Origin of the sequence: Pseudomonas entomophila (genome assembly GCF_013523165.1) — a bacterium.
GTDB classification, from domain to species: domain Bacteria; phylum Pseudomonadota; class Gammaproteobacteria; order Pseudomonadales; family Pseudomonadaceae; genus Aquipseudomonas; species Aquipseudomonas entomophila_A.
Genome location: NZ_JAAMQI010000031.1, coordinates 16,173 through 35,632, shown reverse-complemented (window position 1 = coordinate 35,632; position 19,460 = coordinate 16,173). Strand labels below are relative to the sequence as shown.

Sequence of the window (19,460 nt, the reverse complement as noted above, 5' to 3'; positions counted from 1 at the left end):
CCTCGATGAAGCGCATTGAAGACCTCATCGAAAACATGATCAAGAAACTGCTCGAGCAGGCAGGACTGATGCCGTTAGTCAGGCGATGCATGAAAGTTGAAGGCGTTGGTTTTCTCACCGCTGCGCGCTTGGTCGCCACCTACCAGCGGGGTGAGTTCAAGAGTGCCGATGCCTTCATCGCTTTTCTGGGAATGGACTTGCGAGTGGCTCAGTCGGGCAAGAAAAAAGAACGCTCGACGTTGACCAAACGAGGCGATCCAGAGGTCCGTCGTTTGCTGCACAACGCGGCGATGTCAGCAGGCAGGACAACTGCTTGGAAAACGTTTTACGAAGACAAGCAGAGCCGCGGTTTTAAAAAGACTCAAGTCCTGGTCATGCTGGCCCGTAAGCTGGCTCGGGTGGTCTTTGCCCTGATCAGAAGCGGAGAGGAATATCGTCCAAAAGCCGCTTGAGTCCTTGGCAATTACCATAGAATCTCCCACAGGGGACCGCGATAGCCTGCAACCCTGCGCGGTGGGGCTACGGGTGTAGGAGCGGCCCCCGCCGGGGCGCCGGACCGGCCGCGATGGGCCGCAAAGCGGCCCCAAAAATCGATCAGAGATAAAGCCTCTGAGCCATGCCAGCTATCGCCAGGTTCTCTGCACGACAGCGTGGCGCCAAGGCGGCGGGCGGACTCCCACAGGAAGGTGTTCAGCTTCTGCTTCATGGCAGGCTGTACCGGCCTATGTGCAGCCCCTGCTTCTTGTCAGGCTGCATTGGCCTGAGTGGGAGCTGGCTTGCCAGCGATGGCGTTCGGTCAATCACCGCCTGCATCGTGGGCAAGCCTGCCCTCACGAGCGATTCGTACCAGCCTACTCTACCCGCCCGCCAATGCCTGCTGACGCGCCCGTCGTGAGCGCCAACCGGCCACCAGCGAAGGCCCCACCGCCACCAGCGCCGAGCCGATCACCACCACCAGGGCGCCGACGTACCCCACCGCATTCAAGTCCTCAGCCGTGACGTAGGCGGGCCACAACCAGGCCGCCGCGGCCACGGCCACCAGGGTGACCAGAGGCGTCAGGGCCAGGGTCGCGCTGACCTTGGAGGCCTCCCAGTGCGCCAGGGCCTCGGCGAAGGCGCCATAGGCCACCAGGGTATTGAGACAGCACGCCAGCAGCAGCCATTTCTGAACGGACGTCAGCTCGAGCGCCTCCAGCGGATGCACCCAGGGGATCAACAACGCGGCGCAGCCCAGGTAGATCACCATCATCACCTGCTGCGAATGCCAGACCGTGAGCAGCTGTTTCTGGCTCAAGGCATAGAACACCCAGATGCTGGTGGCCAGAAGAATGGTCAGCACGCCCGTGGTGTAGGTGCCCAACGAGGTCAGCAACTCGTCCAGGCGCTGGTTGAAGAACAACCCGAACCCGACCAGCAGCATGACCAGCCCCAGCCCCTGGCCGATGCTGAAGCGCTCCTTGAAGACGAACACACTGGCCACCAGCAGCAGTACCGGCCCCATCTGCACCACCAGCTGCGCCGTACCGGGGCTGAGCAGTTTCAGCCCGACCAGATACAGCACGTAGTTGCCCAGCAAGCCGGCGATCGCCAGCCCGACCAGCCCATAGCGGCGGCGGCCCAGCCCCTGGAAACGCGGCAGGCGCTTTTGCGCCGCCAGCCACGCCAGCAGCAGCCCACCCGAGACCAGCAGGCGATACCAGGTGACGGTCACCGGGTCCATCACCTGCAGCACCTGCTTGAGCTTGATCGGCAAGATGCCCCACAGCAACGCAGTCAGGAGCGCCAAGGATAGACCGCGTACCCAGCGCCCGGAAGAAATGTGCATGAAACCCTCGAATGACACTTGAACGAACGATGCCTGGATTCTAGGCCCTGCCTCGGTGCAGCGGTATTGGAAAAGGCTGAAAAGAATTCTTCTGCTCATTCCCCGCCAGATCGATCTCGCCCCGCACATCAGACCGCAGTGGCGTTCGCACCCTCATCGACGATATGCTGTATATACGTTTCATATAGCGAGGTGCCCATGGGTATCGTCAAGATTTCCGACACACTGCACGAAGACCTGCGCCTGGCCAGCGCGGTCATGTCGCGCTCGATCAACGCCCAGGCCGAGCACTGGATCCGCTTGGGGATGCTCGCCGAGCTGCACCCGCAGGCCACTTACCACGACCTGCTGCGGCAAATGCTGCGCCAGGAACAGGCCACGCTCCAGGCGCTGCTGCAATGAGCCAGGTCATCCTCAAGACCGCACCGCAACTGGCGCTCATGCGTCGCGCCGGGCAATTGCTGGCCGAGGTGTTCGCCGAGCTGGACCGCTTCATCCAGCCCGGCGTCACCACGATGCAGATCAACGACCATGTCGAGGCCTTCATCGTCCAGACGCTCAAGGCTCGCCCGGCCAGCAAGGGGCAATACGGCTTCCCCTATGCGCTCAACACCTCGGTCGACCACGTGGTCTGTCATGGCATGCCTGACGCCAAGCAGCGCTTGCAGGAGGGCAGCATCGTCAATGTCGACATCACCCTCGAACAAGGTGGCTATATCGCCGACTCGTCGAAGATGTACACGATCGGCGCCATCGATGCGGCAGCCCGGCAGCTGGTCGACACCACCTACGAGGCCCTGTGGAAAGGCATCGAACAGGTGCGCCCCGGCGCGACCCTGGGCGATATCGGCCATGCCATCCAGGCCCACGCCGAAGCGGCCGGCTACAGTGTGGTGCGGGAATACTGCGGCCATGGCATCGGCCAGCAGATGCACGAGAAACCCGAGGTGCTGCACTACGGCCAGCGTGGCAGCGGCCTGCGCCTGAAGCCTGGCATGGTGTTCACCATCGAGCCGATGATCAACCAAGGTACGCGCGGGGTGAAAACCTTGCGCGATGGCTGGACGGTGGTCACACGTGATCGTTCGCTGTCGGCCCAATGGGAGCACACCGTGGCCGTGACCGAGACAGGGGTCGAGGTGCTGACCTTGCGTGCCGAAGAGGCCGAACGCCTGGGGCACTGAGCATTGCCTGGACCATTGGCCCTCTTCTACACTCGGCGACCGGGCACGCCTGGCTTGCCTTTCCCTCTGTCAAAGGAGCTTTTTCAGTGGACGAAAACGCCCGGCGCTGGCTGTACGCCTTGTCGAGCCCGATGGCTGCGCTCAACGGCGCCAGCTACACCTCAGCGACGTATTTCGAGGGTGAAGACACCTCCAACCTGGAGCACGCCTGGGGGATCGACAGCCGCGAGCGCCTGCTCGACACTTTGTCGATGGCCGACGCGGGTCACGCCTGCGTACTGAACGACATTTATTGGCAGTACCAGCGCTGCTTGCCTAGCCAATGGCGTGCATTGCTCGACAGCCTGCCACGCCGCGCGCGTCGTCTGCACGAGTACGCCGCCAGCACCTTCGCCGACTGTGGCGACGGCGGGACACGGGCCTGGGACCTCGGTCGCATGAGCTACCTGCTGCGGGTCGGCACGTTGCGTGGCTACATCGACGAGGATGAAAGTCTGTACCTGCACTATCGACTCTCGCTGCGCGCACGGCATTACTACGAAAGCTGGAACCGCTACCTGACCGGCTATTTGTTCGGCAAGGCGCTCTGGAACGTCTCGGACCTCGACGACGAGGCGTTCGACGCCAACCTGCCTCGCCAAGGCAGTGACCACTGGAATCGCTGCATCGCGCTCAACCTGAGCCAGGATGCCAGCCAGATCCTGGCCACGCTGCCATGGCACCTGCCGCTGCCCGAACTCGAGCGCCCGGCGAGTCTGCCGCGGGAAGGCTGGTCATGAGCTGCTGGGCCTTGCTGGGCATCGCGCCCATCGACGACACCCAGGCCATTCGCCTGGCCTACCGCACGCGTCTGCCGGCGTTTCATCCCGAAACCGACCCCCAAGGCTTCCAGGCCCTGCGCGAAGCCTATGAACAGGCCATGCGCCTGGCGCGCGAGCAGGCACAGGCAACGACAGCCGAACCCGCCGCGATCGAGGCAGAGGGTGAAGTGGAGGCCACGCCCGAGGTCGATGCGGTCAGCGACCCTCAACGTCAGCGCGATGACGCGTTTCAGGCTTTCGAAACGTTGCTCGATACACCCCATACGCGCTTCGACCTGGATGCCTGGCAGGCCTACGTGGCCAGCCTCGATGACCTGCCGCTCGATGCCCTCGACGACCTGGGCTGGGACATCCTGGCGCTGCTGCAAGACTGCGGGCCGATTTCGCACCAGTGCGCCGGCCTGCTGGCCCAGCGTTTCGCCTGGGCGCACCAATTGCTGCGGCTCGACGCCCCAGACGAGGCCGACGCCTTCCTGCAACGCCTGGCCACGCCAGACCCGTTCGACACGCGGCTGATGCGCGACTGGCCAGCCCCGGCGCAGATGGAGACGTTCTGGTACCTGCGCACCCTGGCCTACTGCTACGACCAGCGGCCATTCCACGAGTACCGCGACTTCGCCGGGCGCCACACCTGCCTGCCGTTGCCGGACGACGACGCCCTGATGCTGCGGCTGCGGACCCAGTTCTGCCAGGCCGGGGTGCCGGCCAGGGCCTGGCGCGACGAGTTGCAGACCCAGTGGCACGCGACGCCGGACGATCTCGACCTGTTGTACCTGCTGGCGCGCCAGCATGAGGCGCTGCTCGACGATGAGCAGGCGCTGGGCTGCTGGTCAACGCTCTGGCGGACGCACCGCCACCCAGAGGCCCCTGCCGCCCTGCTCGCCCTGTGCAGCCGGCATGCGCCGCAGCGCCTGCCCTTGCTGATCCAGGCCCTGGACGGCTTCGAGCTGCCGGACCACTGGCCGAGCGACCTGGCCGACCCGGCCCAAGGCTGGGCCAGCCCGGCGCAGCGCCCGGAGACCCTGACCCGCTGGCTGATCGCCTCGCGCCTGCCGCTCGAAGGTATCGCCGCCACGTTCACCGACTGGTGCCTGAACGGCGACGATGAGCTGCCCCTGTTGGCCTGGCTGCTCGACGAACGACCGGACGCGACGCTGCAGCGCCGCTATTGGCACGCGTGGGCCTTGCAACGTGGCGAAGCCGATCTGCTGCGTCAGGTGGTGGACGAGCCAGATGGCGTAGATGAGTTCGATGCCCTGATCGTCGAGGGGCTGCGAGCGCAGGCCAGGCAAACCCTGCGCTGGCTGCAGCATGCGCCGATCCCGCAGGCGCTGGTGACCTTCTGCGCCAGCGAGGAGACCACGCTGCCGCCAGCCTTGTTGACGGATGAAGCCCATCCGGCGTGCCGCGAATGGTTGCGGCGCCTGCGTCACTATTCACCGCGTGCGCTGGACTGCCTGCTCGAACACTTCCAGACCGGTCGCATGCTGCCGCGCCCGTCCGGGCTGTGGGCGCAGTACCGGTTGATGCTCGAAGGCTTCAGGTTACCGCCTGCCGACGCCACCCACGACCTGACGGCCTGGTACGGCCAGTGCGTGTTCACACTGGCATTGCTGGAGCAACCCGGCCGCTGGCTGAGACTGGTGTCACGGGGTTGTGTCGAACGGCTCGCTTTCCCACCCACGCACTTTCTCGCCTCGCTGCCGATGGACCACCTGCGGCCTGTCGACACCACCGAGCTGGAAACGCAACTGCTCGAACGGCTCGACCTGAATGACACGGCGCAGCGCTTGCTGGCTTCACGCCTGATCACCTGGGGCTATTGTTTCGACAGCCCGCGCCTGCCCAGCATGGCCCAGCTGTTCGAATGCGCCGACCAGGACAGCAGCTGGCTGGAGGCGCATCCGCTCGGTTGCCTGCTGCTCAGCGCCGCTTTTCTTCATGATGCCGGGTTGTCCGATGAACAACGGGGCAAGGCCCATGGGCAGATGGAGTTCCTCAAGCAAGCGCATGCCGCGCTCGAGCCACTGTTCGAGCAGTTGCTCAAGGGGCGCGGCGGGCATGTCTCGGCCCGTCTGCTCGAAGGGGTCGACGCAACTTTGTACAACACGGCCCTGGAAGCCTTCGGCAACCTGGCCGGGCACGGGCGCGTGCCAAGCCTGCGGGTGCTCAAGGCCTTGCAGTGCGGCAAGGACGACCCTGAACAGGACGCGGGCGTGCGCTGCGCGATACTGGCGCTGCTGGCCTGGTCGGAGCGCCTGCTCGAACAGCAGGCACAGCAGCCCTCGGCGCCTGCCTGGGCGGTCTGGCGGCTCGATACGCGCCTGACGCGCACGGGGCTGGCCGCCCATCTGGCATCAGGTCTGCTGCTGGTGCCACCGCAGAGTCAGGGGGTGGCGATGATCGTGGTCGGCCTGCTGGTCATGAGCGGGTTGCTACGACGCCTGCGCGATGTGGGCCAAGGCGTGCCGGCCTTGATCATTCTGCTGGCGCTGCTGCGCTGGATACCGATCCTGCCGCTGCTGTTGCTCGGCTGGCCGGGCGACCCGCTGCCAAACCGCAACGGGCCACCGCCTGGCCAGGCCGACAGCCTGACGCACGGCCTGCAAGCGGCCCTGCGTCGGCTCAACGCTCAGTAACGCAGCTCGTCCAGCGCCTGGTTCAACTGCTGGCGCTGCCGACTGATCTCGGCGCCGTGCTGAGCGCTCAGCACGGCATTGAACGTCGACAACCAACTGCCGATCAACTCGCGCTCCTCACCCAGGCTCTGCATCCAGGCACGCTCCAGGCGTGCCAGCAAGGTGCGGTTGGGCAAGGTGTCGCGCGGGTGGATCTTCAATCCGGCCAGTCGGTCATGACTGGCCTGGCGTGCGTCAGCGTCCAGGCCGGTGGGGCTGCGGTCGATGCTGTGGCTATGCTTGAGCCCGGTTTCCAGAAACGTCACGTCGACTTCCAGCAAGCCATTGATGTCGTAGCTGAAGCGCACGTCCAGCGACTGGGTTTCCCCTGTGGGCTTGAGCGGGACCTCGAAGCTGTCGATCAGGATGTTGTCACGCACCCAGGGGCGCTCGCCCTGGTAGACGGCGATGCGTACGACTTCCTGCTGCGGATGGGAGCTGTAGAAGCGCTCGACCTTGGAAGTCGGGATGATCGTGTTGCGCTCGATGATCGGCGAGAACGACGCGCCGGTGTGCTCGGTATGCCCGGCGGCGATGCCCAGCGTGTAGGGGCAGACGTCGGTCAGGATCAGTTCGTCGATGGTCTGGTCGCGAGCTTTGCAGGCCGCCTGGCTGGCGGCGCCGAGGGCGACCAGGGTGTCCGGGTCCAGATGCCGGTACGGCAAGCGGCCGAACAGTTTGGCCACCAGTTGCTGGATCTGCGGCATGCGCGTGGCGCCGCCGACCAGCACCAGGCTGTCCAGTTCGCGCGGGCTCAACCGGGCGTCGCGCAACGCCTGTTCGATCGGAGCGCGCACCCGTGCCAGTAACGGTGCCCATAACGACTGCAAGGCCGCGGCATCGAGCTCCCATTGACGTCCCTGGCCATCGCCGTTCCAGTGCAGGGTGCCGCCGCCCTCACCCAATTCACACTTGAAGCGTTCGATGGCGTCCCGCAGGCTGGCCAGTTCGCGTGGCGACAAGGCCTGCGTGGTGAGCCGCCACTCACGCAGGCAGCCGGCCAGCAGCGCCTCGGTGAAATCTTCGCCGCCCAGGTAGTTGTCGCCCGTGGAGGCATGCACTTCGATCAGCGGCAAGGCGTACTCGAGCACGGTGACGTCGAAGGTGCCGCCGCCCAGGTCGAAGACCAGCGTGCGTTCCAACGCCTGCTCGTGCAGCCCGTAGGCCATGGCGGCAGCGGTCGGCTCGTTGATCAACCGCTGGACGTTCAGCCCGGCCAGCTCGGCGGCGAAGACCGTGCGTTTGCGCTGCTCGTCGCTGAAATAGGCCGGCACCGAGATCACCGCTTGGTCCACCGGACAGCCCAGATAGGCTTCGGCATCGCGCTTGAGCGCACCCAGCACCAGGGCGGACAGCTCCTCGGGCGAAAACGACTGCTCGCCCAGCTGGAAACGTTTGTCGCTGCCCATGAAGCGTTTGAAGGCCGCCACGCTGAGGTGGGGATGGGTGGTGAGCCGCGCCTTGGCGGCCTGGCCGACCAGCACGCTGCCGTCGTCGTCGACGCTGACCACTGACGGGGTCAGGGTCTCACCCAGGGCATTGGCGATCAACTGCGCCCGCCCTTGCTGCCAGACGGCGATCAGGCTATTGGTGGTACCCAGGTCGATGCCCAGCAGTGGTGTGGACTGCGAAACGTCAGGGGGGAGCGAAGCGGAGGGGTGAACGGCATCCTGCATGGTCGGCCTCTTGCATGAGAAGAGCCGGTGGCAGCCTGCTGGCCGCGGGCCGGCGGACAGGGCATTTTGACCCAATCGTAGAAACAAAAAAAGCGACCCTAAGGTCGCTTTCGTTGTGGCTTCCGGGTGTTCAGTGGGCCCTGGAAGCTCGAAGATGGCGCAGCGGACGGGACTCGAACCCGCGACCCCCGGCGTGACAGGCCGGTATTCTAACCGACTGAACTACCGCTGCGCGATACACTGAGAAGTGGTGGGTGATGACGGGATCGAACCGCCGACCCTCTGCTTGTAAGGCAGATGCTCTCCCGGCTGAGCTAATCACCCTTCGTCTCGGTGTGGCGCGCATTCTACGGAGGACGTTCCACCCTGGCAAGCACTTTTTCAAAAAAATTTTCCAAGCCTTTCAATGACCTACCCGCCCCCCTTCTCACCGACCAATAACCGGGCAAATGCCGGCCGCAGGGTTGGCCTGGCCCCTGACTCGGAGAATAATGCCCGCCTCGTGTATTAAGGAGAGCTTCACCCCATGTGGTTCAAGAACCTGCTGACCTACCGCCTCACCCAGGACGTACCGTTCGACCCCGAGACCCTCGAGGCAGCCCTGGCCAGCAAGCCGGCTCGCCCCTGCGCCAGCCAGGAACTGACCACCTACGGTTTCGTCGCGCCCTTCGGCAAAGGCGAGGACGCTCCGCTGGTGCACGTCAGTGGCGAGTTCCTGCTGATCGCCGCGCGCAAGGAAGAACGCATCCTGCCCAGCAGCGTGGTCAATGACGCGGTCAAGGAGAAGGTCGAAGAGATCGAGACCGAGCAGATGCGCAAGGTCTACAAGAAGGAGCGTGACCAGATCAAGGACGAGATCATCCAGGCCTTCCTGCCACGCGCCTTCATCCGTCGCTCGATGATCTTCGCCGCCATCGCCCCGCGCCAGGGTGTCATCCTGGTCAACTCGGCCAGCGCCAAGCGTGCCGAAGACCTGTTGTCGACGCTGCGTGAAGTGATGGGTTCGCTGCCCGTACGCCCGGCGACCGTGAAGATCGCGCCGAGCGCCACCATGACCGACTGGGTCAAGTCGCAACAGGCCGCCGAAGGCTTCTACGTGCTGGACGAATGCGAACTGCGCGACACCGCCGAAGATGGCGGCATCGTGCGCTGCAAGCGCCAGGACCTGACCAGCGAGGAAATCCAGCTGCACCTGAGCACCGGCAAGCTGGTCACCCAGCTGGCCATGGCCTGGCAGGACAAGCTGTCGTTCGTGCTGGACGACAAGATGGTGATCAAGCGCCTGAAGTTCGAGGAGCTGCTGCAAGAGCAAGCCGAACAGGATGGCGGCGACGAGGCGCAGCAACAGTTCGATGCCTCGTTCCAGCTGATGATGATGACCTTCGCCGAGTTCCTGCCGACCCTCTTCGAGGCCTTGGGTGGTGAGGAGCTGCCTCAGGGCGTCTGATCGAGGTCGAGCTGCACGCTGCAACGCAGTGCGTGCCTGAAGGTTGCGTTTTTCAGGCTCACCTCTATATAGAGGTCTCACTGCCGAACTGCTTGCAGCTCATAGCCAGTCACCCGCCCCCTGCCGCTACTGATAGGAGATCCCATGCGCGCCCTGGCCGCCTTGAGCCGCTTCGTCGGCAACACGTTCGCCCTGTGGGTCCTGGTCTTTTCCTGCCTGGCCTACTTCCAGCCTCAGTGGTTCATCGGCCTGAAGGTCGCCATCGTGCCATTGCTGGGGCTGGTGATGTTCGGCATGGGGTTGACCCTCAAGCTCGACGACTTCGCCGCCGTCGCTCGCCAGCCCTGGCGAGTGGCGCTGGGGGTGGTCGCGCACTTTCTGATCATGCCGGGGGTGGCCTGGCTGCTGTGCCGGCTGTTCCACCTGCCCCCGGAGATCGCCGTGGGCGTGATCCTGGTCGGTTGCTGCCCCAGCGGCACGGCCTCGAACGTGATGGTGTGGTTGTCGAAGGGTGACCTGGCGCTGGCGGTGGCGATCGCCGCGGTCACGACACTGCTCGCGCCCCTGCTCACCCCGACGCTGATCTGGCTGCTGGCGTCGGCCTGGCTGCCGGTTTCGTTCATGGACATGTTCTGGTCGATCCTGCAGCTGGTGATGCTGCCCATCGTGCTGGGGGTACTGGCGCAAAGGCTGCTCGGCACGCGGGTGCACGCGGTGGTGCAGGTGCTGCCGCTGGTGTCGGTGGTGAGCATCGTGCTGATCGTCTGCGCCGTGGTGGCGGCCAGCCAGGCGAAGATCGCCGAGTCGGGCCTGCTGATCATGGCGGTGGTGATCCTGCACAACAGCTTCGGTTTCCTGCTGGGTTACTTGACGGGCAAGCTGTGCAAACTGCCCCTGGCGCAGCGCAAGTCCCTGGCGCTGGAGGTCGGCATGCAGAACTCGGGGCTGGGCGCGGCCTTGGCCAGTGCGCATTTCTCGCCCCTGGCGGCCGTGCCGAGCGCGCTGTTCAGCGTGTGGCACAACATTTCGGGTGCGTTGCTTTCGACGTGGTTCAGGCGCATGAAGGACGACCCGGCGGCGGCGCAGAGGCCGCGCGCTCGACCCTGAGGCTTGCTGTGTCGGCATGGACGCCATCGCGGGCAAGCCCGCTCCCACAGGTCGGTGGCATTGGCGTGATCGCGGGCCAGCAGTTTCGTAGGGGCGGGCTTTTCTGGGCTGGCGCGGGGGCTGATCCTGTGGGCCCTGCGGGCCCAATCGCGGCATTGGGGCCGCTCCCACAGGTGACCGCGATAGCCTTGCAACCCCGCGGTGTGGCTACGGGCGTAGGAGCGGCCCCTGTGCCGCGATTGGGCCTGCAAGGCCCATACAATCAGCGCACCCTCTTCGTCAGGCGAACCTGCCTCCCACAGGTGACCGCGATAGCTTTGCAACCTCGCGGTGTGGCTACGGGTGTAGGAGCGGTCCCTGTGCCGCGATTGGGCCTGCAAGGCCCATACAATCAACGCACCCTCTCCGTCAGGCGAACCTGCCTCCCACAGGTGACCGCGATAGCCTTGCAACCTCGCGGTGTGGCTACGGGCGAGCGGCCCCTATGCCGCGATTGGGCCTGCAAGGCCCATAAAATCAGCGCACCCTCTCCGTCAGGCGAACCTGCCTCCCACAGGTGACCGCGATAGCCTTGCAACCCCGCGGTGTGGCTACGCGCGGAGCGGCCCCTGTGCCGCGATTGGGCCTGCAAGGCCCATAAAATCAGCGCACCCTCTCCGTCAGGCGAACCTGCCTCCCACAGGTGACCGCGATAGCCTTGCAACCCCGCGGTGTGGCTACGGGTGTAGGAGCGGCCCCTGTGCCGCGATTGGGCCTGCAAGGCCCATAAATCAGCGCACCCTCTTCGTCAGGCGAACCTGCCTCCCGCCGCCATCTCACCAAAACCGGTCACGGCCTCCGCACCCCACTTGTCAGATGCATCCGCCTTGGGCAGCATGCAGGCACGGTAAGGACGGCCTTACGACGCCTGGCGTGAACATTTCGGGGACGGCCCCATTCGTGTGTCTGAATGGAGGTGCCCCATGTCCTGGATCATTCTGTTTTTCGCCGGCCTGTTCGAAGTGGGCTGGGCCGTCGGGCTCAAGTACACCGAAGGGTTCACCCGCCCCCTGCCCACCGTGCTGACCATCGCCGCCATGGCCGTGAGCCTGGGGTTGCTGGGCCTGGCGGTGAAGGAGCTGCCGCTGGGCACGGCCTATGCGATCTGGACCGGCGTCGGCGCGGTGGGCACGGTCATCGCCGGGATCCTGCTGTTCGGTGAGTCCATGGCCCTGGTGCGGCTGCTCAGCGTCGCGCTGATCGTCGCCGGCCTGGTCGGCCTGAAGGTCAGCGCCAGCTGACCTCCCCCGCCCGCCTCAACGAAGGTCGCCGCGCAAGACGGCGACCTTTTCCCGCAACACGCCGGGCTTTGCCGCGTCCGCCGGCACTGCATCACCGGCCACCAGGGTCACCCGCGACCAGAACCGCTTGAACAGGCCCTTGTTCGGGTCGCGGCTGAAGAAGCTGCCCCACAGCCCCTGCAAGGCCAGCGGGATCACCGGCACGGGCGTTTCGGCCAGGATCCGGTTGACACCGCCCTTGAACGCATCGATCTCGCCATCGGTGCTCAACTTGCCCTCGGGGAAGATGCACACCAGCTCACCCTCCGCCAGGTACTGGGCGACACGCGCGAAGGCCCGCTCGTAGATGGCCTCATCCTCGCCGCGACCGGCGATCGGGATGGCCCCTGCGGTGCGGAAGATGAAGTGCAGCACCGGCAGGCGATAGATCTTGTAGTACATGACGAAACGGATCGGACGGCGCACGGCGCCGGCCATGAGCAGTGCGTCGACGTAGGACACGTGGTTGCAGACCAGCAGCGCCGCCCCTTCGTCCGGGATCCGCTGCAGATCGCGGTGCTCGACCCGGTACATCGCATGGCCGAGCAGCCAGATCAGGAAGCGCATGGTGAACTCGGGCACGATGCTGAAGATGTACGCGTTGACGCCGATGTTGAGCAGCGAGACCACCAGGAACAGCTGCGGGATGCTCAGCTCGGCCACGCTCAGCAGCGCGATGGTGACGAGCGCCGAGACCACCATGAACAAGGCATTGAGGATGTTGTTGGCGGCAATCACCCGGGCACGCTGCCGCTCGGGCGTGCGCGCCTGGATCAAGGCATACAGCGGCACGATGTAGAAACCGCCGAACACGCCCAGGCCGACGATCGACAGCAGGATCCACCAGGCCTGGCCGAGCGACAGCAGCGCGAGCCAGTCATAGGGCGCGTCGGCGCGGGGCACATCGCCCGAATGCCACCACCAGAGCAGGCCGAACAGGGTCAGCCCGAACGAGCCGAACGGCACCAGGCCGATCTCGACCTTGCGCCCGCTGAGCCGCTCGCACAGCAGCGAACCGAGCGCGATGCCGATGGAGAACAGCGTCAGCACCAGGGTGACCACGGTCTCGTCGCCGTGCAGCCAGTCCTTGGCGTAGGCCGGGATCTGCGTCAGGTAGATGGCGCCGACGAACCAGAACCAGGAGTTGCCGACGATCGAACGTGACACCGCCGGCGTCTGGCCAAGCCCCAGGCGCAGGGTGGCCCAGGACTGGCTGACGATGTTCCAGTTGAGCCTCATCCCCGGCTCGGCGGCGGGCGCCGTCGGGATCCATTGGCTGGCCAGGTAGCCCAGCACCGCCGTGCCCACCACCCCGCCGGCGACCACCGTGGCATAGGACGCGGACGACATCATCACCCCAGCCCCGATGGTCCCGGCCAGGATCGCCAGGAAGGTGCCCATTTCCACCAGGCCGTTCCCGCCCACCAGCTCCTGCTCGCGCAGCGCCTGGGGCAGGATCGAATACTTCACCGGGCCGAACAGCGCCGAGTGGGTGCCCATGGCGAACAGCGCCACCAGCATCAGGGTCAGGTGCCCGGTGACGAAGCCGGTACCGCCGATGGCCATGATGGCGATCTCCGCCAGCTTGATCACCCGGATCAGGCGGTCCTTGGCGAACTTCTCGCCGAATTGCCCGGCCAGGGCCGAGAACAGGAAGAACGGCAGGATGAACAGCAGCGCACAGAGGTTGACCCAGATCGAGCGGTCACCTTCCAGGCTGAGCTTGTAGAGGATCGCCAGGATCAGCGACTGCTTGAACAGGTTGTCGTTGAAGGCGCCGAGCGACTGGGTGACGAAGAACGGCAAAAACCGCCGTTTGCCGAGCAGCGCGAATTGCGAGGGGTGACTCATCGTCCTTGTACCTGGATGGCCTTGTCATGGCGCAAACTACAAGGGTTGAGGGGGAGCGGCAAGGTGCGAGCGTCACGCCAGCGCGTCGGCGGCGCCTCGACCTCGGGTCGAGACCTGCTCACCGCGCCACCGACCACTTGCCGCCTGCGGCCCATGGCTGCGACCTTGGTCGGCGCTGACGAACGCGAGGCGGCATGCCAGACTGGCCGGCCGGGAATGCGCCTTCTTCTTGTCGCGGAGTCTTCATGTCGTTGTCCAGCGGGCTGATCGCTCTGGTCGCCCTGGCCTACATGGCCGTCATGTTCGCCATCGCCTTCTATGGCGACCGCCGCAGCACGCCGCTGCCGCCGCGCCTGCGTGCGTGGGTCTACAGCCTGTCGCTGGCGGTGTACTGCACCAGTTGGACGTTCTTCGGCGCGGTCGGGCAGGCCGCCGAGCAGTTGTGGGCATTCTTGCCGATCTACCTGGGGCCGATCCTGCTGCTGATGCTCGCGCCGTGGGTGGTGCAGAAGATGGTGCTGATCAGCAAGCAGGAGAACATCACCTCCATCGCCGACTTCATCGCCGCCCGCTATGGCAAGTCGCAAGCACTGGCGGTGGTGGTGGCGCTGATCTGCCTGGTCGGGGTGCTGCCCTACATCGCGCTGCAGCTCAAGGGGATCGTGCTGGGCGTGAACCTGCTGATCGGCGCCAGTGCCGACGCCACCGGCACCCGCGTCCAGGACACCGCCCTGGTGGTCTCGCTGGTGCTGGCCCTGTTCGCCATCGTGTTCGGCACGCGCAGCCTCGACGTCACCGAACACCACCGCGGCATGGTGCTGGCGATCGCGTTCGAGTCCCTGGTCAAGCTGCTGGCCTTTCTGGCGGTGGGCGTGTTCGTGGTATTCAACCTCTACGATGGCTTCGACGACCTGCTGAGCCAGGCGCGGCAGTCCGTCCAGCTGCAAGGGTACTGGCAGGAAACCGTCAACTGGCCTTCGATGATCGTGCAGACCGGGGTGGCGATGATGGCGATCATCTGCCTGCCGCGGCAGTTCCACGTCACCGTGGTGGAGAACATCGAGCCGCAGGACGTGCGCCTGGCGCGCTGGGTGTTCCCGCTGTACCTGGCGCTGGCCGGGCTGTTCGTGGTGCCGATCGCGCTGGCCGGGCAGATGCTGCTGCCCGGCAGCCTGCTCCCGGACTCTTTCGTCATCAGCCTGCCCCTGGCGCAGGCGCACCCGAGCCTGGCGCTGCTGGCGTTCATCGGGGGCGCGTCGGCGGCCACCGGCATGGTGATCGTCGAGGCGGTGGCGCTGTCGACCATGGTGTCCAACGACATGCTGCTGCCCTGGCTGCTGCGGCGCAACAATGCCGAACGCCCGTTCGAGGCCTTCCGTCACTGGATGCTGTCGGTGCGGCGCGTCACCATCGTGGTGATCCTGCTGCTGGCCTATGTCAGCTACCGCCTGCTCGGCTCCACCGCGAGCCTGGCGACCATCGGCCAGATCGCCTTCGCGGCGGTGACCCAGCTCGCCCCGGCGATGATCGGCGCGCTGTACTGGAAGCAGGCCAACCGCCGCGGCGTGTTCGCGGGCCTGGCCGCCGGTACCTTCCTCTGGTTCTACACGCTGGTGCTGCCGATCGCCGCCCACAGCCTGGGCTGGCCGCTCACGCTGTTCCCCGGTCTGGCCTGGCTGCACGGCAACCCACTGAACCTGCCGATCTCGCCCCTGACCCAGGGCGTGGTGCTGTCGCTGGCCGGCAACTTCACCCTGTTCGCCTGGGTCTCGGTGCTGTCGCGCACGCGGGTGTCCGAGCACTGGCAGGCCGGGCGCTTCATCGGCCAGCAGACCAACGCCCGGCCCGGCAGCCGGACGTTGCTGGCGGTGCAGATCGACGATCTGCTCAACCTGGCCTCGCGCTTCGTCGGCGAGGAACGTGCGCGGCAGAGCTTCATCCGTTTCGCCTACCGCCAGGGCAAGGGCTTCAACCCCAACCAGAACGCCGATGGCGAATGGATCGAGCACACCGAGCGGCTGCTGGCCGGGGTGCTCGGCACCTCGTCGACGCGTGCCGTGGTCAAGGCGGCCATCGAAGGCCGCGACATGCAGCTCGAGGACGTGGTGCGCATCGCCGACGAAGCCTCCGAAGTGCTGCAGTTCAACCGGGCCCTGCTGCAAGGCGCCATCGAGAACATCAACCAGGGCCTGAGCGTGGTCGACCAGAACCTGCACCTGGTGGCCTGGAACCGGCGCTACCTGGAACTGTTCAACTACCCGGACGGGCTCATCGCCGTGGGCCGGCCGATCGCCGACATCATCCGCTACAACGCCGAGCGAGGCCTGTGCGGTCCTGGCGAGGCCCAGGTCCATGTCGCCCGGCGCCTGCACTGGATGCGCCAGGGCCGTGCGCACACCTCCGAGCGACTGTTCCCCAACGGTCGGGTCATCGAGCTGATCGGCAACCCGATGCCAGGCGGTGGGTTCGTCATGAGCTTCACCGACATCACGCCGTTCCGGGAGGCCGAGCAGGCGTTGAAGGACGCCAACGAGCGTCTGGAGCAGCGGGTCGCCGAGCGCACCCACGAGCTGTCGCAGCTCAACCAGGCACTGAGCGATGCCAAGAGCCATGCCGAGGCGGTCAGCCAGTCCAAGACGCGCTTCCTGGCCGCCGTCAGCCATGACCTGATGCAGCCGCTCAACGCGGCGCGGCTGTTCTCGGCCGCGCTGTCCCAGCAGGACGAGCACCTTTCCGACGACGCCCGGCAACTGGTCGGGCACATGGACAGCTCGCTGCGTTCGGCCGAAGAGCTGATCGGCGACCTGCTGGACATCTCGCGCCTGGAAAACGGCCGCATCACACCGGACGCCAAGCCCTTCGCGCTGCACGAGCTGTTCGACATGCTGGGCGCCGAGTTCGCGGCGCTGGCCGCTGAAAAGGGCCTGGATTTCCGACTACGGGGCAGCCGTCTGCGGGTGTACAGCGACGTCAAGCTGCTGCGCCGGATTCTGCAGAACTTCCTGACCAACGCCCTGCGCTACGGCAAGAGCCCGATCCTGCTGGGCGCACGGCGCAGCGGCGAGCACCTGTGGCTCGAGGTCTGGGACCGGGGCCCGGGCATCGCCGACGACAAGCTGCAGGTGATCTTCCAGGAGTTCAAGCGCCTGGACAGCCATCAGACGCGCGCCGAAAAGGGCCTGGGCCTGGGCCTGGCGATCGCCGATGGCCTGTGCCGGGTCTTGAACCACCGGCTCGAAGTGCGCTCCTGGCCGGGCAAGGGCAGCGTGTTTCGCGTGCAGGTGCCCATCAGCCGCACGGCCGCCGCTCCGGTCGCAGCGCCAGAGCAGGCCGGGCAACCCCTGGCCGGCCTGCGGGTGCTGTGCGTGGACAACGAAGACAGCATCCTGATCGGCATGAGCAGCCTGCTCACGCGCTGGGGCTGCCAGGTCTGGACCGCACCGGATCGCGCCGCCTGCGAGGCCTTGCTGAACGACGGCAACCGGCCGCACCTGGCGCTGGTCGACTATCACCTGGATGCCGGCGAAACCGGCATCGGCCTGATGGCCTGGCTGCGCACACGCCTGGGCGAGCCGGTGCCAGGCGTGGTGATCAGCGCCGACAACCGTAGCGAGATGGTCGCCCAGGTGCACGCCGCCGGCCTGGACTTCCTGCCCAAGCCGGTCAAGCCTGCAGCGTTGCGTGCCCTGCTCAATCGGTATCTGAACCTGGTTCAGTGACGGCCGTCTCGCTCATCGCCCGCTCCAGCAAGTCGCTGGGCAGGCTCTTGCTGGCCCGTGCGCCGAGCAGCTTGAGCTGTTCGCTACGGCTGACCAGGTTGCCGCGGCCCTCGCACAGCTTGTTGCGCGCCGCGGCGTAGGCCTTGTCCACCTGCTGCAGGCGATTGCCCAGCTCGTCCAGGTCCTGGATGAACAGCACGAACTTGTCGTAGAGCCAGCCGGCCCGCTCGGCGATCTCGCGGGCGTTCTGGGTCTGGCGTTCCTGTTTCCACAAGCTGTCGATGACCCGCAGGGTGGCCAGCAAGGTGGTCGGGCTGACGATCACGATCTGCCGGTCGAACGCCTCCTGGAACAGGTTCGGCTCGGCCTGCAGGGCGGCGGAAAAGGCCGCTTCGATGGGCACGAAGAGCAGCACGAAGTCCAGGCTGTGCAGGCCTTCGAGGCGGTTGTAGTCCTTGCCGGACAGGCCTTTGACGTGCGTGCGCAGCGACTGCACGTGCTGCTTGAGCGCGGCCTGCGCCCGCTCGCCGTCCGGGTCGCTGACGAACTGCTGGTAGGCGGTCAGGCTGACCTTGGCATCGACCACCACCTGCTTGTCGCCAGGCAGCATGATCAGCACATCGGGCTGGTAGCGCTCGCCGTCGGCGCTCTTGAGGCTGACCTGGGTGTGGTACTCGCGGCCCTTTTCCAGGCCGGCGTGCTCCAGCACCCGCTCGAGGATCAGCTCGCCCCAGTTGCCCTGGGTCTTCTGGCCCTTGAGGGCCTGGGTCAGGTTGGTGGCCTCGTCGGACAGCCGCTGGTTGAGCTGCTGCAGGCGTTCGAGCTCCTTGGCCAGGGAGAAGCGCTCGCGGGCCTCCTGCTGGTAACTGTCTTCGACCCGCTTCTCGAAGGCCTGGATGCGCTCCTTGAGCGGATCGAGCAATTGTCCCAGGTGCTGCTGGCTGGTCTGGGCGAAACGTTGTTCGCGCTCGTCGAAGATCCGCGTCGCCAGGTCGGCGAACTGGGCACGCAAGGTGTCACGGGCGTCCTGCAGGTCTTCAAGGCGTTGCGTGTGGCCTTCCTGCTGCTCGCGCAACTCGGCCTCCAGCCCGGCGACCCTCGACTCCAGGCGCCGCAGCTCGGCTTCGCGTGCAGTGCGCTCCAGGTTCCAGGCATGGGCCGCGTCACGGGCGTTGTCGCGCTCGACCTGCAGCAGCTCCACTTCCCGCTCCTGCGCGGCCAGGCTGGCCTGCTTGAGCGCGTTGGCCTCGCTCAGGTCGCTGACCTCGTCGCGACAGGCGTCCAGCTGCGCCTGCAGGCCTTCCTGGGCCAGCTGGGCGCTGAGCAAACGCTCCTCGGCCAGCGACAGGGCCGCCTGATGCACGGTCGCCTGTCGCTGCACTCGGAACGCCCAGACGAGACCCGGTATCGATGCCGCCACGATGCCAAGCAGGATGCTGGCCAGATCCACTGTCATGATGTTTCCCGGTGCTGTGCGTAGAAGTGGCACGAGCTTATCAGGCCACGGCGAAAGACTGGGCCTTATCGCGGGCAAGCCCGCTCCCACTCGGGCCAATGCAGCCCGACAAGAAGCAGAGGTTGCCACAGGCCGGTACAGCCTGGCATGAAGCAGAAGCTGAACACTTTTCTGTGGGAGTTCGCTCGCCGCCCCGGCGGCGCGCTTTCGCGCAGAGAACACGGCGATAGCTGGCAGGATCCAGAGCTTCATTGCTAACCGATTTCAGGGCCGCTTTGCGGCCCATCGCGGCACTGGGGCCGCTCCTACACCCGTAGCCCCACTGCGGGGTTGCAGGCTATCGCGGTCACCTGTGGGCCCCTGTGCCGCGATTGGGC

The 19,460-nt window shown here is 66.0% G+C and carries 13 protein-coding genes and 2 tRNA genes; 9 read left to right on the top strand and 6 right to left on the bottom strand.

Annotation, left to right across the window (positions count from 1 at the left end; all coding sequences use genetic code 11):
* On the top strand, positions 1 to 452 hold a 452-nt coding region (locus G7Z99_RS18250), incomplete at its 5' end, for a transposase (protein ID WP_181096273.1).
* 404 nt (positions 453 to 856) lie between these two features.
* Here G7Z99_RS18250 and G7Z99_RS18245 read toward each other — a convergent pair.
* Positions 857 to 1,825 carry a DMT family transporter gene (locus G7Z99_RS18245; RefSeq protein WP_181096271.1) on the bottom strand — a complete coding sequence of 323 codons (969 nt, stop codon included), beginning with the start codon at positions 1,823 to 1,825 and terminating at the stop codon, positions 857 to 859.
* Between the two features lie 198 nt (positions 1,826 to 2,023).
* Here G7Z99_RS18245 and G7Z99_RS18240 point away from each other — a divergent pair, with 198 nt between their 5' ends.
* From G7Z99_RS18240 to G7Z99_RS18225, 4 genes are all read left to right on the top strand, one after another.
* The gene (locus G7Z99_RS18240; protein WP_181096269.1) at positions 2,024 to 2,227 is read left to right on the top strand and encodes a ParD-like family protein; all 204 of its coding nucleotides are present in this window, start codon (positions 2,024 to 2,026) and stop codon (positions 2,225 to 2,227) included.
* Complete coding sequence (map, locus tag G7Z99_RS18235) at positions 2,224 to 3,009, top strand: type I methionyl aminopeptidase (RefSeq protein WP_181096267.1); 786 nt, start codon at positions 2,224 to 2,226, stop codon at positions 3,007 to 3,009. Before G7Z99_RS18240 ends, map begins: the two co-directional genes overlap by 4 nt.
* An 86-nt stretch (positions 3,010 to 3,095) precedes the next feature.
* Positions 3,096 to 3,788 (top strand): DUF1266 domain-containing protein, encoded by a 693-nt coding sequence (locus G7Z99_RS18230; protein WP_181096265.1) that lies wholly within the window; start codon positions 3,096 to 3,098, stop codon positions 3,786 to 3,788.
* A complete protein-coding gene (locus G7Z99_RS18225) occupies positions 3,785 to 6,469 on the top strand; it encodes a J domain-containing protein (protein WP_181096263.1) in 2,685 nt (894 codons plus the stop codon). Before G7Z99_RS18230 ends, G7Z99_RS18225 begins: the two co-directional genes overlap by 4 nt.
* On the opposite strand, the gene G7Z99_RS18220 is transcribed toward G7Z99_RS18225, so the two are convergent.
* The 3 genes from G7Z99_RS18220 to G7Z99_RS18210 form a co-directional block, all read right to left on the bottom strand.
* Positions 6,463 to 8,184: a molecular chaperone HscC gene (locus G7Z99_RS18220; RefSeq protein ID WP_181096261.1), complete on the bottom strand. Its 1,722-nt coding sequence runs from the start codon at positions 8,182 to 8,184 to the stop codon at positions 6,463 to 6,465. The genes G7Z99_RS18225 and G7Z99_RS18220 overlap by 7 nt on opposite strands.
* A 155-nt stretch (positions 8,185 to 8,339) precedes the next feature.
* Positions 8,340 to 8,416, bottom strand: a tRNA-Asp gene (locus tag G7Z99_RS18215).
* 16 nt (positions 8,417 to 8,432) lie between these two features.
* Positions 8,433 to 8,508, bottom strand: a tRNA-Val gene (locus G7Z99_RS18210).
* A 202-nt stretch (positions 8,509 to 8,710) separates the two neighbouring features.
* Between G7Z99_RS18210 and rdgC the strand changes: the two genes are divergently transcribed.
* From rdgC to sugE, 3 genes are all read left to right on the top strand, one after another.
* On the top strand, positions 8,711 to 9,631 hold the full coding sequence (gene rdgC / locus G7Z99_RS18205) for a recombination-associated protein RdgC (protein WP_181096259.1): 921 nt from the start codon (positions 8,711 to 8,713) through the stop codon (positions 9,629 to 9,631).
* A gap of 144 nt (positions 9,632 to 9,775) precedes the next feature.
* A complete protein-coding gene (locus G7Z99_RS18200) occupies positions 9,776 to 10,738 on the top strand; it encodes a bile acid:sodium symporter family protein (RefSeq protein WP_181096257.1) in 963 nt (320 codons plus the stop codon).
* 962 nt (positions 10,739 to 11,700) lie between these two features.
* Positions 11,701 to 12,018, top strand: a complete 318-nt coding sequence (sugE, locus tag G7Z99_RS18195) for a quaternary ammonium compound efflux SMR transporter SugE (protein ID WP_181096255.1) — start codon at positions 11,701 to 11,703, stop codon at positions 12,016 to 12,018.
* A gap of 15 nt (positions 12,019 to 12,033) precedes the next feature.
* Here sugE and G7Z99_RS18190 read toward each other — a convergent pair whose 3' ends face one another.
* Positions 12,034 to 13,908, bottom strand: coding sequence for an MFS transporter (locus G7Z99_RS18190; RefSeq protein WP_181096253.1), 1,875 nt, complete (start codon positions 13,906 to 13,908; stop codon positions 12,034 to 12,036).
* 245 nt (positions 13,909 to 14,153) lie between these two features.
* Between G7Z99_RS18190 and G7Z99_RS18185 the strand changes: the two genes are divergently transcribed.
* A complete protein-coding gene (locus G7Z99_RS18185) occupies positions 14,154 to 17,627 on the top strand; it encodes a hybrid sensor histidine kinase/response regulator (protein WP_181096251.1) in 3,474 nt (1,157 codons plus the stop codon).
* Here the strand turns inward: G7Z99_RS18185 and rmuC are convergent.
* Positions 17,599 to 18,969, bottom strand: coding sequence for a DNA recombination protein RmuC (gene rmuC / locus G7Z99_RS18180; protein WP_181096277.1), 1,371 nt, complete (start codon positions 18,967 to 18,969; stop codon positions 17,599 to 17,601). The two genes, G7Z99_RS18185 and rmuC, sit on opposite strands and share 29 nt — an antisense overlap.
* Positions 18,970 to 19,460: the final 491 nt, after the last annotated feature.